This window comes from Pseudomonas benzopyrenica, assembly GCF_036884265.1.
GTDB lineage: Bacteria > Pseudomonadota > Gammaproteobacteria > Pseudomonadales > Pseudomonadaceae > Chryseomonas > Chryseomonas benzopyrenica.
Genome location: NZ_CP145723.1, coordinates 2,729,141 through 2,744,026, shown reverse-complemented (window position 1 = coordinate 2,744,026; position 14,886 = coordinate 2,729,141). Strand labels below are relative to the sequence as shown.

Below are 14,886 nucleotides of genomic sequence, written 5' to 3'. Positions count from 1 at the left end.
ATGCTCAAGCAAAGAGTCATAGGCGCGCTGGTACTGCTGGCGCTGATCATCATCTTCGTACCCATGCTCTTCAATCGCCAGGACGACGCCCGCAAGGTAGCGGTCGAGGCGCCGCCCCAGCCGGCCTCGCCCACCGTGCCCAGTACCGAGGTTCAGCCGGTGCAGACGCCCGAGGCGCCGCCGGTGGTGGTGGTGCCGGACGAGCCGGCCAAGCCGCTCGGCAAGCCGCAGACGCCCATCGCCGGTACCTCCGGTCAGGCGCCGGCGCAGAATGCCCCGGTGACGGCGCCGCCGCCCCAGCCTGCCGCGCCGGTCGCCAAGGCGCCTGCCACCCCTGCGCCCGTGGCCAGTGCTCCCGTGGCACCGACGGCTACCCCGGCGCCGGCGGCCAAGCCGGACTCGCGCCTAGGTGCGGCCAACCTGCCCAACAGCTGGTCGGTGCAGCTCGCCAGTCTGTCGTCCCGGCCCAGCGCCGATGCCCTGCAGGCCAAGCTGCGCAGCCAGGGCTACAACGCCTACGTGCGGACTGCCGATGGCATGAATCGCGTCTTCGTCGGGCCGGTGATAGAGCGCAGTGAGGCGGATCGCCTGCGCGATCAGCTCAACAAGCAGAATGGCGTCAAGGGTTTCGTCGTACGCTTTCAGCCGGAGCGCGGTTAACCCGGTCACAAGGCTCTGCTAGAATGCAGGGCCTTTTTGTAAGTGGACCTTGCCGTGGGCTTCACCTGGGTGGACTGGGCGATCGTCGCCGTCGTCATCGTTTCCTGCCTGATCAGTCTCAGGCGCGGCTTCGTCAAGGAAGCGTTGTCATTGGCCACCTGGATCGTGGCCGGTGGCGTGGCCTGGGTCTTCGGCGGGGCGCTGTCCAACTACCTGGTCGACTATATTCAGGTGCCTTCCGGACGGGTGATCGCCGCCTGTGTCATTCTCTTCGTGCTGACGCTGCTCGTCGGTGCCCTGGTGAGCTTCTTGCTTGGCGAATTAATCCGCGTCACCGGATTGTCGGGCACCGATCGCTTTCTCGGCATGGCCTTTGGCGCCGCCCGCGGTGCGCTGTTGATCACTGTGGCCGTGGGCCTGTTGAGCCTGGGGCCGGTCCAGCAGGATGGCTGGTGGCAACAGTCGGTGCTGGTTCCACATTTTCTTTTAGTGGCCGATTGGTCGAAGAATCTGCTGTTGGGCTTTGCCGGCCAATGGCTGGGCGCGACGCCCATGCCCAGTCTGCAATTGCTGCCGCAGCTGGGGCCCAAGGCTCCTTGAACGCTTTTCCAGGCCTCGCACTGCCGGGGTCATCCTGCGATGGTTCGCCGTCGCATCACTTGAAACAGTGGGGTCGCGTCACATGTGTGGCATCGTAGGTATCGTGGGCAAGACTAACGTCAACCAGTCGTTGTACGACGCGCTCACCGTCCTTCAACATCGCGGTCAGGATGCCGCCGGTATCGTCACCAGCCTGGACGGTAAACTCTTCCTGCGCAAAGACAACGGCCTGGTCCGGGATGTCTTCCAGCAGCGGCACATGCAGCACCTGGTCGGCCACATGGGCATCGGCCATGTGCGCTATCCCACCGCAGGTAGCTCCAGCTCCGCCGAGGCGCAGCCGTTCTACGTGAATTCGCCCTATGGCATCACCCTCGCGCACAACGGCAACCTGACCAACGTTGAGCAACTGTCCCGCGAGATCTACGAATCCGATCTGCGCCACGTCAACACCACCTCCGACTCCGAGGTGCTGCTCAACGTCTTCGCCCACGAGCTGGCGGTACGCAACAAGCTGCAGCCCACCGAGGACGACGTCTTCGCCGCGGTTTCCGAGGTTCATGAGCGTTGCCGTGGCGGTTACGCCGTGGTGGCCATGATCACCGGCTATGGCATCGTCGGCTTCCGCGATCCCAACGCCATCCGCCCCATCGTCTTCGGTCAGCGCCACACCGAATACGGCGTGGAGTACATGATCGCCTCCGAAAGCGTCGCCCTCGACGTACTCGGCTTCACCCTGATCCGCGACCTGGAGCCGGGCGAAGCGGTGTACATCACCGAGGACGGGCGTCTCTACACCCGCCAGTGCGCGCAGAATCCGCACTACGCGCCCTGCATCTTCGAGCACGTCTACCTGGCGCGCCCGGATTCCATCATCGACGGCATCTCGGTCTACAAGGCCCGCCTGCGCATGGGCGAGAAGCTCGCCGAGAAGATCCAGCGCGAGCGACCCGAGCACGACATCGACGTGGTCATCCCGATTCCGGACACCAGCCGCACCGCGGCGCTGGAGCTGGCCAACCACCTGGGCGTCAAGTTCCGTGAGGGCTTCGTCAAGAACCGCTACATTGGTCGGACCTTCATCATGCCCGGCCAGGCCGCGCGCAAGAAGTCGGTGCGCCAGAAGCTCAACGCCATCGAGCTGGAATTCCGCGGTAAGAACGTGATGCTGGTGGATGACTCCATCGTCCGCGGCACGACCTGCAAGCAGATCATCCAGATGGCCCGCGAAGCCGGCGCCAAGAAGGTCTACTTCTGCTCGGCGGCCCCGGCGGTGCGCTTCCCCAACGTCTACGGCATCGACATGCCTAGCGTGCACGAACTGATCGCCCATGGCCGCACCACCGAGGAGGTCGGCGAGCTGATCGGCGCCGACTGGCTGATCTACCAGGATCTGCAGGACCTGCAGGAAGCCGTGCGTACCCGCAAGGCGCCCAAGGTCGAGCAGTTCGACTGCGCGGTGTTCGATGGCGAGTACATTACCGGCGACGTCGATGCCGCCTATCTGAATCGGATCGAGCAGGCGCGCAACGACGCGGCCAAGGGCAAGCACAAGGCGGTCAGCGCCATCATCGATCTCTACAACGACTAAGGAGCTGCACATGAGCCAAGACTGGGATGCCGGACGCCTGGACAGTGATCTCGAGGGCGCGGCCTTCGAGACCTTGGCGGTGCGGGCAGGGCAGCAGCGCTCGCCGGAAGGCGAGCATGGCGAAGCCCTGTTCCTGACCAGCAGCTATGTGTTCCGGACCGCCGCGGATGCCGCGGCGCGTTTCGCCGGCGAGGTGCCGGGCAACGTCTACTCGCGCTACACCAATCCCACGGTGCGTACCTTCGAGACCCGCATTGCGGCCCTCGAAGGCACGGAGCAGGCGGTGGCCACCGCCTCGGGCATGTCGGCCATCCTGGCCATGGTGATGAGCCTGTGCAGCGCCGGCGACCATGTGCTGGTCTCGCGCAGCGTGTTCGGCTCCACCATCAGCCTGTTCGAAAAGTACTTCAAGCGCTTCGGTATCGAGGTGGACTATCCGCCGCTGGCCGATCTCGATGCCTGGCAGGCGGCCTGCAAGCCCAATACCCGGCTGTTCTTCGTCGAGTCCCCGTCCAATCCCCTCGCCGAGCTGGTGGACATCGCCGCCCTGGCCGAGATCGCCCATGCCCAGGGCGCGCTGCTGGCGGTCGACAACTGCTTCTGCACCCCGGCGCTGCAAAAGCCGCTGGCGCTGGGTGCCGACATCGTCATCCATTCGGCGACCAAGTACATCGATGGCCAGGGCCGCGGCATGGGCGGCGTGGTCGCTGGCCGTGCCGAACAGATGAAGGAAGTGGTGGGCTTCCTGCGTACCGCCGGACCGACCCTGAGCCCCTTCAACGCCTGGCTGTTCCTCAAGGGCCTGGAGACGCTGAAGATCCGCATGCAGGCGCACAGCCAGACCGCACTGGAGCTGGCGCGCTGGCTGGAAGGCCAGCCCGGCGTCGAGCGGGTCCACTATGCCGGCCTGCAAAGCCATCCGCAGCATGAGCTGGCCTGCCGTCAGCAGTCGGCCTTTGGCGCTGTGGTGAGCTTCGAGGTGGCCGGTGGGCGCGACGCTGCCTGGCGTTTCATCGATGCCACTCGGATGATTTCCATCACCACCAATCTGGGCGATACCAAGACCACCATCGCCCACCCGGCGACCACCTCGCATGGGCGGCTGTCGCCCGCCGAGCGCGCCAACGCCGGGATCAGCGACAGCCTGATCCGCATCGCCGTGGGTCTCGAAGACCTGGGTGACCTGCGGCAGGATCTGGCCCGCGGACTGGCGGCGCTATGAGTCTGACGTTCGCACCGGTAGAACTGCGCGTCGCCCTGGTCACGGGTGCGGCGCGGGGGATCGGGCTGGGCATCGCCGCCTGGCTGGTAGCCGAAGGCTGGAGGGTAGTGGTGGCCGACATCGAGCAGGAGCGCGGCGCCAAGGTGGCTGCTGCCCTCGGCGAACGCGCCTTGTTCGTCGCCCTGGACGTGGCTGACGAGAGTCAGGTGGAGTCCGCCGTCGCCCAGGTGATCGGCCAGTTCGGTCGGCTGGACGCCCTGGTCAACAATGCCGGTCTCGCCACCGCTCAGGGCCAGCCGCTGGAAAGCCTGGCGCTGGCGGAGTGGCGCAAGGTGCTCGGCGTGAATCTGGACGGTCCCATGCTGATGGCCAAGCATTGCGCGCCCTATCTGCGCGAGCAGCAGGGTGCCATCGTCAACATCGCCTCGACTCGAGCCCGGCAGTCCGAGCCCCACAGCGAGGCCTATGCCGCGAGCAAGGGCGGATTGCTGGCCCTGACCCATGCCCTCGCCATCAGCCTGGGCCCGGAAGTGCGGGTGAATGCCCTCTGCCCGGGTTGGATCGATGCGCGCGATGCCCATGTCCGCGAAGCCGAGCCGCTGTCCGCCACCGACCATGAGCAGCATCCGGTCGGGCGGGTAGGGACGGTGGAAGATGTCGCGGCCTGCGTGGCCTGGTTGCTGAGCGGCAACGCTGGTTTCATCAGCGGTGAGGCTATCACCTTGGACGGCGGCATGACCCGCAAGATGATCTATCGGGAATAGCGCCTCGTAGAAAATAAAATTGGAAAATTCCTTGACGGATCAAGGGGCTACGAGGAGAATGCGCGTCACCCGAAGGGGATGGCTGATTAGCTCAGCTGGGAGAGCACCTGCATCACACGCAGGGGGTCGGCGGTTCGATCCCGTCATCAGCCACCAAACTCTTCGGGAAGTGTTCCGCAAGGTACACGCACTGCGCGGCGGTAGTTCAGTCGGTTAGAATACCGGCCTGTCACGCCGGGGGTCGCGGGTTCGAGTCCCGTCCGCCGCGCCATATGAGTTGTTTTGGGTCCTCTGAACTGCCCGAACGACACAATAGAAGCTGCCCTAGGGCAGCTTTTTTTGTGCCTGGAAAAAAGCCGTGCCTACCGTTTGCCAGCAGGCGTCGCGGCAAGCGCGTTTGGCATGAGCGTCGGATGTCATAGCCCCCAGCAAGAACGGTTCCCTGTCGACTGAAAAGGCCGCACGGCCCGGCAAATCTCTCGCAGCCTCTGCCGCCTCACCGGGCTACCGGCCGAGGGCTGTCTGGCCAGGTGCGGGAAACCGTCGAGGGTCCACTGCCGGAGAGGAACGACGGCGTTGGCGGCGCTTCGGCGGCTGCTACAGGGCAGGCCGGTGGCCTCGTGCCGATCGCGAATTCGGCCACCCCCGACCTGAGACCGGCGCGGCACCTCGTTGCTGGCGCTGGACGGCTGGCTGGCGCCCTTAGCGGGATCGATGTCCTCGGCCATCAGGACCTGTTCTCCGACGGCGCTAGCGCGCCGGGGCACCCAACTGGGCCGAGATGCGCGCCGTGGTGGCGAGCATCTGCTCGACGTATTCGGCCTTGAGGTCTTCACGAAAGCGGAAGCAGGGAAAGGAGACGCTCAGGCCGGCGATGACTTGGCCGAAGCGATCGCGGATCGGCGCCGCCAGGCACCTCATGTTGTCTTCGAATTCCTCGTGGTCCTCGGCGAAACCCAACGCGCGGACGCGTGCCAGTTCCGTCAGGTAGGCAGCCAGGCTGTCGAGGGTGTTGGGCGTGCGACGGACAAAGGTCTCCTGGGCGAGGATCTGCCGTACCTCGGCCTCCGGCCGCCAGGCCATCAGCACCTTACCGATCCCGGTGCAATACAGCGGTGCCCGCCGACCGATGCGCGAATACATGCGCAGGGTGTAGCGCGAGTCGAGCTTGTGCACATAGACGATGGCGCCCTCGTCGAAGATGCCGAGGTGGACGGTCTCGCCGGTGAGGTCGTTGAGCAGGCGCATGCCCGATTCGGCTTCGCGGACCAGTTCCAGCTGCGGCAGGGCGCGGGCGCCCAGTTCGAACAGCTTGACGCTCAGGCGGTAGCGGTCCTCGGCATCCTGCACCACATAGCCCAGGGCCTTGAGCGTCTGCAGGAAGCGGTGGACGGTGCTTTTCGACAGGTCCAGCTGCTGCGCCAGCTCCGAGACGCCGCAGTCGTCCTCGCGTTCGCCGAGGGCTTCCAGTACGGCCAGGGTACGTCCGACCGCACTGACCATGTCGTTGCCGAGAGAAGTCGATTTTTCCATGAGACCGCCGGTCGCCTATTTGGTGGAACAGTGTTCCATTCTGATTGACGGATGCGGGAATTGCCAGCAACACTGGGTCCAGCAAAACGGAACACTGTCCCGAAAGTAGCTCGACGACGGTGACCGTCCCCTTCGGTGGCCCAGGTCGCCGGATCGAACAAGAACAATAGCCAGGTCCACAGTCATGATGCCCGTACGCCAGCCGCTGGTTGTCTCTTTGTCTTTTCGCGCTCTGATCAGGTGCGGATCTTCGCCTGTCGCCAGGGTGCAAAGTTCGTCTACGGCCTGGAGCAAGGACGCATGAGCGCGGCCTTCCTAGCGACTCCCATCACCCGCATCGGCCTCATCGGTGAATGCATGGTCGAGTTGCGCAGCCAGATGGATGGCCAGCTGGGCCAGGCCTTTGGCGGCGATACCCTGAATGCTGCTGTCTATCTGCGGCGGTTGTTGGGGGGCGCCGGGGTGCAGGTGGATTACCTCACCGCGGTGGGCGACGACAGCCTGAGCCAGGCCATGCGCGCCTGCTGGCGTGAGGAGGGCATAGGGGACGAGCGGGTACGGGTGCTGCCCGGACGTCTGCCGGGCCTCTATCTGATCCAGACCGACGCCGATGGCGAGCGGCGCTTTCTGTACTGGCGGGGCGAGGCGGCGGCACGCGAATGTTTCGACGGCGCCGACGCCCAGCCCCTGCTGGCGGCGCTGGCCGGTTATCAGGTGCTCTATCTCAGTGGCATCAGCCTCGCGGTGCTGACCGATACCGGGCGCGAGCGGCTGTTCGCCGCCCTGCGTGAAGCACGCGCCACCGGTACCCGCCTTGTGTTCGACAACAACTACCGGCCACGGCTGTGGGCAGGCGTTCAAGCCGCGCGCACGGCTTACCAGCGGCTGCTGCAGCTCACCGATCTGGCGCTGGTGACCTGGGAGGACGACGCCGCGCTGTTCGGCTTCGCTGACGAAGCCGCGCTGTTCGCCCAGTACGCCGAGTGGGGGGTGGCCGAGGTCGCGCTCAAGCGGGGCGCGCGCAGCTGCCTGGTGCAGGATCGCCAGGGGCGCCAGGAGGTGGATGGCGAAGCGGTCGCCCGGGTGGTCGACACCACGGCCGCCGGCGATTCCTTCAGCGCTGCCTACCTGGCCTGCCGCCTCCAGGGTGGTACGCCCGACGTGGCCGCCCGCTGGGGCCATCGCCTTGCCGCCACGGTCATCCAGCATCCTGGCGCGCTCATCCCGCGCGCGGCCATGCCGGCAATGCCGGCCCTGTCTCTTTCTCTCACTGCCCAGGCTTGAACCCATGAAGATCACGGAAGCCCGCGTCATCGTCACCTGTCCCGGCCGCAATCTGGTCACGCTCAAGATCGTCACCGACGAAGGCCTCTACGGCCTGGGTGACGCTACCCTGAATGGCCGCGAGCTGGCGGTGGTGGCCTACCTGGAGGAACACGTGCTGCCGGCCCTGATCGGCCGCGACGCCCACCGCATCGAAGACATCTGGCAGTACCTCTATCGCGGGGCCTACTGGCGGCGCGGCCCAGTCACCATGACCGCCATCGCTGCGGTAGACGTGGCGCTCTGGGATCTCAAGGCCAAGGCCGCCAACCTGCCGCTGTACCAGCTGCTTGGCGGCAAGAGCCGCGAGCGGGTGATGGTCTATGGCCACGCCACCGGCAAGGACATCGAAAGCTGCCTGGACGAGGTGGCGCGCCATGTCGAGCAGGGCTACCGGGCGGTACGGGTGCAGTGCGGGGTACCGGGTATCCCCACCACCTACGGCGTCGCCAAGCGCGAGGGCGAGCGCTACGAACCCGCCGACAGCGACCTGCCGGCGGAGCACGTCTGGGACACCGCCAAGTACCTGAACCATGTCCCCAAGCTGTTCGCCGCGGTACGTGAGCGCTTCGGCGACGACCTGCACCTGCTGCACGACGTGCACCACCGGCTGACGCCCATCGAGGCGGGCCGGCTGGGCAAGCGTGTCGAGGAGTACAACCTGTTCTGGCTGGAGGACTGCACCCCGGCGGAAAACCAGGAGGCCTTCCGGCTGATTCGCCAGCACACCACCACGCCGCTGGCGGTGGGCGAGGTGTTCAACTCCATCCACGACTGCCGCGAGCTGATCCAGGAGCAGCTGATCGACTACATCCGCGCCACCCTGGTGCATGCCGGCGGCATCACCCACATGAGGCGCATCGCCGACCTGGCGGCGCTCTACCAGGTGCGCACCGGCTTCCATGGCGCTACCGACCTGTCGCCGGTGTGCATGGGTGCGGCGCTGCACTTCGACACCTGGGTACCCAACTTCGGCATCCAGGAGCACATGCCCCACGAGGCGCGCATCGACGAGGTCTTTCCCCATGCCTATCGCTTCGAGGACGGCCATTTCACCCCGGGCGAGGTGCCCGGCCACGGCGTGGACATCGACGAGGACCTCGCCGCCCGTTATCCCTACAAACGCGCCAGCCTGCCGGTGAACCGGCTGGTGGACGGCACCCTGTGGCATTGGTGAGCGAGGAATCCAGGATGAAAGCCTTTCAGGTCAGAGCACCCCACGAATTCAGCATCGAAGAGGTCGCGGTGCCCGCGCTGGCGCCCGGCGAGGTCCGGGTCGGGGTGGCCTATGCCGGCATCTGCGGCTCGGACATGCACATCATCCACGGCCAGAACGCCTTCGTGCGCTTTCCCCGTGTCACCGGCCACGAATTCGCCGGCGTGGTGCGCGAGGTGGGCGAGGGCGTCAGCGGCCTGGCGGTGGGCGACCCGGTCTGCGTCGATCCGGTGATCGCCTGCGGCAGCTGCTATCCCTGCCGCATCGGCCGCCCCAACGTCTGCAGTCGCCTGCAGGTGCTGGGTGTGCATCGCGATGGCGGCTTCAGCGAGGAGGTCTGCGTACCCGCGGTCAATGCCCATCGCCTGCCGCCCGGTTTGCCGCTGGCGCAGGCCGCGCTGGTCGAGCCCTACAGTATCGCCTTGAATGTGCTGGAGCGGATGCAGGTCTTTCCCGGCGATTCATTGCTGATCTATGGCGCGGGTGTGATCGGCCTGACCCTGGTGCAGATGGGCCGTGCCTTGGGTATCGAAGACATCACCGTCACCGACGTACTCGATGATCGCCTGGCCACCGCCCGCGCCCTGGGGGCGACGCGGACCCTCAACGGCCGCGATACCGACGTGGAAGCGGCGCTGCGCGAGGCCACGGGTGGCGAGGGCGTACCCCTGATCGTCGATGCGGCCTGCCATCCGGCCCTGCTGCCAGAGATCGTTCGCCTGGCCTCGCCGGCGGGGCGCATCGGCCTGCTGGGTTTCAGCTCCACGCCCAGCGAGCTGGTGCAGCTGGAGATCATCAAGAAGGAATTGACCCTGGTGGGTTCGCGGCTCAACAACGGGCGTTTTCCGCGGGTCATCGAGCTGTTGGCGGCAGGCAAACTGGATGCCGCGGCGTTGATCAGTCACCAGGTGGCCAGCCAGGAGATGCCGGCCGCCATCGAGCTGATCGAAAAGCACCCCGAGCAGACGCGCAAGGTGCTGGTGCAGTGGGGTGGTAACGCCTGAAAAACACGCTCCCCCTCGGGGAGTTCTCTGATGCCTTACCGAATAAAGACAATGAGCGGGAGGTAACAAATGGCTGGACAAGGTCGTGGACTGGTACTCGTCATGCTGTTTCTGGCGGGGGTCGTCAATTATCTGGATCGCTCGGCGCTGTCGGTAGCAGCGCCGCTGATCCAGAAGGACTTCGGGCTGGGCGCCGGGGAGATGGGGCTGCTGTTCAGCGCCTTCTTCGTCGGCTATGCGGCGTTCAACTTCATTGGTGGCTGGGCCGCCGACCGCTACGGCGCCAAGACCACGCTGCTACTGGCGATGGTGCTCTGGTCGGCGTTCAGCGGCCTCACGGTGCTAGCCTCGGGCTTCGCCGCGCTGATCGTGATCCGGGTGCTGTTCGGCATGGCCGAGGGTCCCTTGAGCGTTTCCACCAGCAAGATGGTCAACAACTGGTACACGCCTCATAACCGCGGACGCACCCTGGGCCTGTCGATGTCGGGCACGCCCCTGGGCGGTGCCATCTCCGGCCCCATCGTCGGGGTGATCGCGGTGGCCTACGGGTGGAAGGTGTCCTTTGTCGTCATCATGCTGATCGGCTTCGTTTGGGCGGTGGTCTGGTACCTCTGGATCAAGGACAAGCCGACCGGCCAGCTGGCCGCCGACATCGCCGCCGAGGAGCGCGCCGTGGCCGTGGTAGATACCGAGGTGCGGCCGCTCAAGTACTACCTGCGCCAGCCCACGGTGCTGTTCACCGCCCTGGCATTCTTCGCCTACAACTACACGCTGTTCTTCTTCCTGACCTGGTTCCCCAGCTACCTGATCCAGGCCTACGGCCTCAACGTGAAGGACATGAGCATCGCCACGGTCATTCCATGGGTGCTGGGCTTCATTGGCCTGGCGGTGGGTGGCTACCTGTCCGACTGGGTATTCCGCAAGACCGGCCGGCTGATGTTCTCCCGCAAGGTGGTGCTGGTGACCTGTCTGCTGGCCTGTGCCCTGTGCATCGCCGTGGCCGGCTTGGTCAGCACCCTCTATGCCGCCGTGGCTCTGGTCGCGCTCTCGGTATTCTTCCTCTACCTGACCGGCGCCATCTACTGGGCGATCATCCAGGACACGGTGCCGGCGGCACGGGTGGGCGGGGTGAGTGGCTTCATGCACTTCCTGGCCAACACCTCGGGCATCATCGGCCCAGCGGTGACCGGCTACCTGGTGCAATTCACCGGCGCCTTCACCAGTGCCTTCCTGCTGGCCGGCGCCCTGACCGTGATCGGTTCGCTGTGCGTGGCGCGCTTCGTCAAGCCACTGGCCGAGCGGCCGGCTGACGCACCGGCCGAGCTGGCGGCGGGAGGCGTCCGATGAGCGATTTCGAACGCATTCCCTCGCGCTATCCGGTGCCGGCCATCGGCATCGTCCACCTGGGCCTGGGCGCCTTCCATCGCGCCCACCAGGCGGTCTACCTGGAGCGCAACCTGGCCCGCCACGGTGGCGGCGCCTGGGGCCTGTGCAGCGCCAACCTGAGATCCGGGCGGGCCCTCGTGGAGACCTTGCAGGCCAGCGGCGGTCGCTATCATGTGGCGGAGTACCGTAACCAACGCGAGGGGGTGCTGCGTGAAATCGGCGCCCTGCGCGAAGTGCTCTATGCCGGTGACGGCGGAGCCGACCGCGAAGCCCTGCTGGCGCGCCTGGCCGATCCCGAGGTGCGCATCGTCACCCTCACGGTGACGGAGAAGGGCTATTGCCTGAGCCCGGCCAGTGGCGCCTTGCGTCGCGACGATCCGGGCATCGTCCACGACCTGGCCGAACCGCGCGCACCGCGTACGGCGCCCGGCCTGCTGGTGGAGGGGCTGCGCCGGCGCCGTGCCGCGGGCATCGCTCCCTTCACCGTGCTCTGCTGCGACAACATGCCGGACAACGGCCAGCGCACCCGCCAGGCGGTGATGTCCCTGGCCGAGGCCCAGGACACCCACCTGGCGGCCTGGATCGCCACCGAGGTGGCCTTTCCCTGCAGCATGGTCGATCGCATCGTGCCGGCCATGGACGAGGCCGCCTTCGCCCGTTTGCGCGACCTTGGCTGTGACGATCCCGCTGCGGTGGTGGGCGAGGCTTTCAGCCAGTGGGTGATCGAGGATCGCTTTCCCCAGGGCCGCCCGGACTGGGAGCACGAAGGGGTGCAGATGGTGGCGGACGTCCGTCCCTTCGAGACCATGAAGCTGCGGCTGCTCAATGGCAGCCATTCGCTACTGGCCTATGTGGGCAGTCTGGCCGGCCATGGCACCGTGGCCGAGGCCATGGCCGACCGCCAGTTGGCCGCCCTCGTGCACCGCTACATGAGTCGCGAGGCGACGCCGACCCTGGACATGCCCGACGGTGTCGACCTCGATGCCTATGCCGAAGCCCTGGTCGCACGCTTTCGCAACGATGCCCTGCAGCACCGGCTGCGGCAGATCGCCATGGACGGCTCGCAGAAGCTGCCCCAGCGCTGGCTGCTGGGGGCCCAGCGGCTGCTGGAGCAGGGCGGTGATTTCTCCTGTACCGCCCTCGGCGTGGCGGCCTGGATTCACTTTGGTGAAGGTGAGGGCGCGGCGCTGGACGATCCCCTGCGCGCCACCCTGGCCGCCTTGCCCAAGGGCATGGCGCGGGTGGATGCCGTCCTGGCGCTGGCCGAGGTCTTTCCGCCCGCGTTGGCCGAGCAGGCCGCCTTCCGCGAAGCGGTGCAGCGGGCCCATCGGCGCATCGCCGAGGCGGGCATAGGCGCAGCCATCGCCGACTTGACCGATCAAGGAGTCTGACATGGAACATACCTGGCGCTGGTTCGGCCCGCGCGATCCCATCTCCCTCGCCGATATCCGCCAGACCGGTGCCACCGGCATCGTCACGGCGCTGCACGAGATTCCCAATGGCGAGGTCTGGCCGGTAGCGGCCATCGCCGAGCGCAAGGCGCTGATCGAGGCGGCGGGTCTGAGCTGGTCGGTGGTGGAAAGCATCCCGGTGCACGAGGACATCAAGCGTGGCCTGCCGGGGCGCGAGCGCTACCTGGACAACTACCGGCAGAGCCTGCGCAACCTCGCCCAGTGCGGCATCGACGTGGTCTGCTACAACTTCATGCCGGTGCTGGACTGGACCCGCACCCAGCTGGCCCATCGATTACCCGACGGCGGCTGGGCGCTGAGATTCGATCAGGATGCCTTCGCCGCCTTCGACCTTTGCATCCTGCAGCGGGACGGGGCCGAAGCGGACTACTCCGCCGCGGAGATCGAACGGGCGCGTCGCCATCACGACGGTCTCGACGCGGCCGGTCGCGAAGAGCTGGTACGCACGCTGATCGCCGGGCTGCCCGGTGCCGAGGAAGGCTATTCGGTCGCCGACCTCCGACAGTTGCTGGCCACCTATGCCGGGATCGACGCCGCGCGCCTGCGTGAGCACCTGGCGGTCTTCCTGCTGGCCGTGGTGCCGGTGGCGGAAGAGGTGGGGATCCGCCTGGGGGTGCATCCGGACGATCCGCCCCGGCCGCTGCTGGGATTGCCCCGCGTGGTCTCCACCGCCGCCGACGCCCAGTGGCTGCTGGAGGCGGTGCCCAGCCCCGCCAACGGCCTGACCTTCTGCACCGGCTCCTATGGCGTGCGCGCCGACAACGACCTGGTAGCCATGGCCCGCCAGTTCGCCTCGCGCATTCACTTCGTCCACCTGCGGGCGACCCGCCGTGAGGAAGATCCACGCAGCTTCCACGAAGCCCATCATCTGGATGGCGACGTGGACATGGTCGGGGTGATCCGCGAGTTGGTGCGCGAGGAGCGTCGCCGCGAACGCGAAGGCGGTGCGCGCCTGCCGATGCGACCGGATCACGGTCACCAACTGCTGGATGATCAGGGCCGACGGACCAATCCGGGTTACTCGCTGATCGGCCGGCTCAAGGGCCTGGCCGAATTGCGCGGCGTGGAACAGGCCGTGCGGCGCCTGGAAGAGGAGAGACACTGATGTTGACCATCGTCTGTCAGGAGCCTGGTCTGCTGCGCGCCGAGCAGCGGGAGAAGCCCTCGCGTCGCCCGGGCGAAACCCTGGTGCGCATCGAGCGGGTCGGGGTGTGCGGCACCGACCTGCACATCTTTTCCGGCAATCAGCCCTACCTGAATTATCCGCGGGTCATGGGCCACGAGATCTCCGCCACGGTGACCGAGACCGAAGCCGACTCGGGCCTCGCCGAGGGCGATCTGGTCTATGTGATGCCCTATCTTTCCTGTGGCGACTGCGTGGCCTGCCGCCAGGGCAAGACCAACTGCTGCACCCGCATCCAGGTCCTGGGCGTGCATTGTGATGGCGCCATGACCGGCTACCTGAGCCTGCCTCACAGCGCACTGTTCCGTGCGGATGGCCTGGATGCCGACCAGGCGGCCATGGTGGAGTTTCTCGCCATTGGCGCCCATGCGGTGCGGCGTGGTGAGGTGGCCGCCCAGCAGCAGGTGCTGGTGGTGGGCGCCGGTCCCATCGGCATGGCGGTGGCGCGGTTCGCCCGCCTGCGCGGGGCGCGGGTGACGGTGCTGGACGGCCGTACCGATCGCCTGGCCTTCTGCGCCGAGCATCTGGGGGTGCAGGCCACGGTCGCGCTTGGCGAGGATGACGAGGCGCGCCTGCGCGACCTCACCGGCGGTGATTTTTTCGATGTGGTGTTCGACGCCACCGGTAATCCCCGCGCCATGGAGCGCGGCTTCGCCTTCATTGCCCATGGCGGCAAGTACGTGCTGGTGTCCATCGTCCAGGGCAACCTGAGCTTTGCCGATCCGGAATTTCACAAGCGCGAGGCGACCCTGCTCGGTAGCCGCAACGCCACCGCCGAGGATTTCCGCCACGTGCACGATTGTCTCCGGCGCGGGCTGGTGCCCACCCAGGCACTGAATACCCACCGACTGCGCCTGGAGGATGTGCCCGAGGCTTTCCCACCCTTGCTCGATCCTGCCGAGGGCGTGGTCAAGGCCCTCATCGAATGCTGA

General features: G+C 66.6%; 13 protein-coding genes and 2 tRNA genes. 14 read left to right on the top strand and 1 reads right to left on the bottom strand.

Going from position 1 to position 14,886, the window contains the following annotated elements; genetic code table 11:
- From V6W80_RS13015 to V6W80_RS12985, 7 genes are all read left to right on the top strand, one after another.
- Window positions 1–660, top strand: coding sequence for an SPOR domain-containing protein (locus V6W80_RS13015; RefSeq protein WP_338544472.1), 660 nt, complete (start codon window positions 1–3; stop codon window positions 658–660).
- 54 nt (window positions 661–714) lie between these two features.
- Window positions 715–1,260 (top strand): CvpA family protein, encoded by a 546-nt coding sequence (locus V6W80_RS13010; protein WP_017641289.1) that lies wholly within the window; start codon window positions 715–717, stop codon window positions 1,258–1,260.
- 82 nt (window positions 1,261–1,342) lie between these two features.
- Window positions 1,343–2,851, top strand: coding sequence for an amidophosphoribosyltransferase (gene purF / locus V6W80_RS13005; protein ID WP_017641288.1), 1,509 nt, complete (start codon window positions 1,343–1,345; stop codon window positions 2,849–2,851).
- Window positions 2,852–2,861: 10 nt separating this feature from the next.
- Window positions 2,862–4,073 (top strand): O-succinylhomoserine sulfhydrylase, encoded by a 1,212-nt coding sequence (locus tag V6W80_RS13000; RefSeq protein WP_338544471.1) that lies wholly within the window; start codon window positions 2,862–2,864, stop codon window positions 4,071–4,073.
- On the top strand, window positions 4,070–4,837 hold the full coding sequence (locus V6W80_RS12995) for an SDR family oxidoreductase (protein WP_017641286.1): 768 nt from the start codon (window positions 4,070–4,072) through the stop codon (window positions 4,835–4,837). Before V6W80_RS13000 ends, V6W80_RS12995 begins: the two co-directional genes overlap by 4 nt.
- A gap of 80 nt (window positions 4,838–4,917) precedes the next feature.
- Window positions 4,918–4,993: transfer RNA gene (locus tag V6W80_RS12990), tRNA-Val, on the top strand.
- Between the two features lie 38 nt (window positions 4,994–5,031).
- A tRNA-Asp gene (locus tag V6W80_RS12985) sits at window positions 5,032–5,108 on the top strand.
- A 479-nt stretch (window positions 5,109–5,587) separates the two neighbouring features.
- On the opposite strand, the gene kdgR is transcribed toward V6W80_RS12985, so the two are convergent.
- Window positions 5,588–6,370: a DNA-binding transcriptional regulator KdgR gene (gene kdgR / locus V6W80_RS12980; RefSeq protein ID WP_026083874.1), complete on the bottom strand. Its 783-nt coding sequence runs from the start codon at window positions 6,368–6,370 to the stop codon at window positions 5,588–5,590.
- Window positions 6,371–6,670: 300 nt separating this feature from the next.
- Between kdgR and V6W80_RS12975 the strand changes: the two genes are divergently transcribed.
- The 7 genes from V6W80_RS12975 to V6W80_RS12945 all read left to right on the top strand — a co-directional run bounded on the left by V6W80_RS12975 (window position 6,671) and on the right by V6W80_RS12945 (window position 14,886).
- The gene (locus V6W80_RS12975) at window positions 6,671–7,654 is read left to right on the top strand and encodes a sugar kinase (protein WP_338544470.1); all 984 of its coding nucleotides are present in this window, start codon (window positions 6,671–6,673) and stop codon (window positions 7,652–7,654) included.
- A 4-nt stretch (window positions 7,655–7,658) separates the two neighbouring features.
- On the top strand, window positions 7,659–8,870 hold the full coding sequence (manD, locus tag V6W80_RS12970) for a D-mannonate dehydratase ManD (protein ID WP_059315154.1): 1,212 nt from the start codon (window positions 7,659–7,661) through the stop codon (window positions 8,868–8,870).
- A 14-nt stretch (window positions 8,871–8,884) separates the two neighbouring features.
- Window positions 8,885–9,913 carry a Zn-dependent oxidoreductase gene (locus tag V6W80_RS12965; protein ID WP_338544469.1) on the top strand — a complete coding sequence of 343 codons (1,029 nt, stop codon included), beginning with the start codon at window positions 8,885–8,887 and terminating at the stop codon, window positions 9,911–9,913.
- Window positions 9,914–9,982: 69 nt separating this feature from the next.
- Window positions 9,983–11,260, top strand: a complete 1,278-nt coding sequence (locus V6W80_RS12960) for an MFS transporter (protein WP_338544468.1) — start codon at window positions 9,983–9,985, stop codon at window positions 11,258–11,260.
- Entirely contained in the window at window positions 11,257–12,690 is a 1,434-nt protein-coding gene (locus V6W80_RS12955; protein ID WP_338544467.1) for a mannitol dehydrogenase family protein, read from the top strand. The genes V6W80_RS12960 and V6W80_RS12955 overlap by 4 nt, the downstream gene beginning before the upstream one ends.
- 1 nt (window position 12,691) lies before the next feature.
- Entirely contained in the window at window positions 12,692–13,876 is a 1,185-nt protein-coding gene (gene uxuA / locus V6W80_RS12950; RefSeq protein WP_338544466.1) for a mannonate dehydratase, read from the top strand.
- The gene (locus V6W80_RS12945) at window positions 13,876–14,886 is read left to right on the top strand and encodes a zinc-binding alcohol dehydrogenase family protein (RefSeq protein ID WP_338544465.1); all 1,011 of its coding nucleotides are present in this window, start codon (window positions 13,876–13,878) and stop codon (window positions 14,884–14,886) included. Before uxuA ends, V6W80_RS12945 begins: the two co-directional genes overlap by 1 nt.

What these genes read in the sequence shown, in the direction of transcription:
- V6W80_RS13015 (WP_338544472.1), top strand. Translation starts at nt 1, where the DNA reads ATGCTCAAGCAAAGAGTCATAGGCGCGCTGGTACTGCTGGCGCTGATC.
- purF (WP_017641288.1), top strand. Translation starts at nt 1,343, where the DNA reads ATGTGTGGCATCGTAGGTATCGTGGGCAAGACTAACGTCAACCAGTCG.
- V6W80_RS13000 (WP_338544471.1), top strand. Translation starts at nt 2,862, where the DNA reads ATGAGCCAAGACTGGGATGCCGGACGCCTGGACAGTGATCTCGAGGGC.
- V6W80_RS12995 (WP_017641286.1), top strand. Translation starts at nt 4,070, where the DNA reads ATGAGTCTGACGTTCGCACCGGTAGAACTGCGCGTCGCCCTGGTCACG.
- kdgR (WP_026083874.1), bottom strand. Translation starts at nt 6,370, where the DNA reads ATGGAAAAATCGACTTCTCTCGGCAACGACATGGTCAGTGCGGTCGGA.
- V6W80_RS12975 (WP_338544470.1), top strand. Translation starts at nt 6,671, where the DNA reads ATGAGCGCGGCCTTCCTAGCGACTCCCATCACCCGCATCGGCCTCATC.
- manD (WP_059315154.1), top strand. Translation starts at nt 7,659, where the DNA reads ATGAAGATCACGGAAGCCCGCGTCATCGTCACCTGTCCCGGCCGCAAT.
- V6W80_RS12965 (WP_338544469.1), top strand. Translation starts at nt 8,885, where the DNA reads ATGAAAGCCTTTCAGGTCAGAGCACCCCACGAATTCAGCATCGAAGAG.
- V6W80_RS12960 (WP_338544468.1), top strand. Translation starts at nt 9,983, where the DNA reads ATGGCTGGACAAGGTCGTGGACTGGTACTCGTCATGCTGTTTCTGGCG.
- V6W80_RS12955 (WP_338544467.1), top strand. Translation starts at nt 11,257, where the DNA reads ATGAGCGATTTCGAACGCATTCCCTCGCGCTATCCGGTGCCGGCCATC.
- uxuA (WP_338544466.1), top strand. Translation starts at nt 12,692, where the DNA reads ATGGAACATACCTGGCGCTGGTTCGGCCCGCGCGATCCCATCTCCCTC.
- V6W80_RS12945 (WP_338544465.1), top strand. Translation starts at nt 13,876, where the DNA reads ATGTTGACCATCGTCTGTCAGGAGCCTGGTCTGCTGCGCGCCGAGCAG.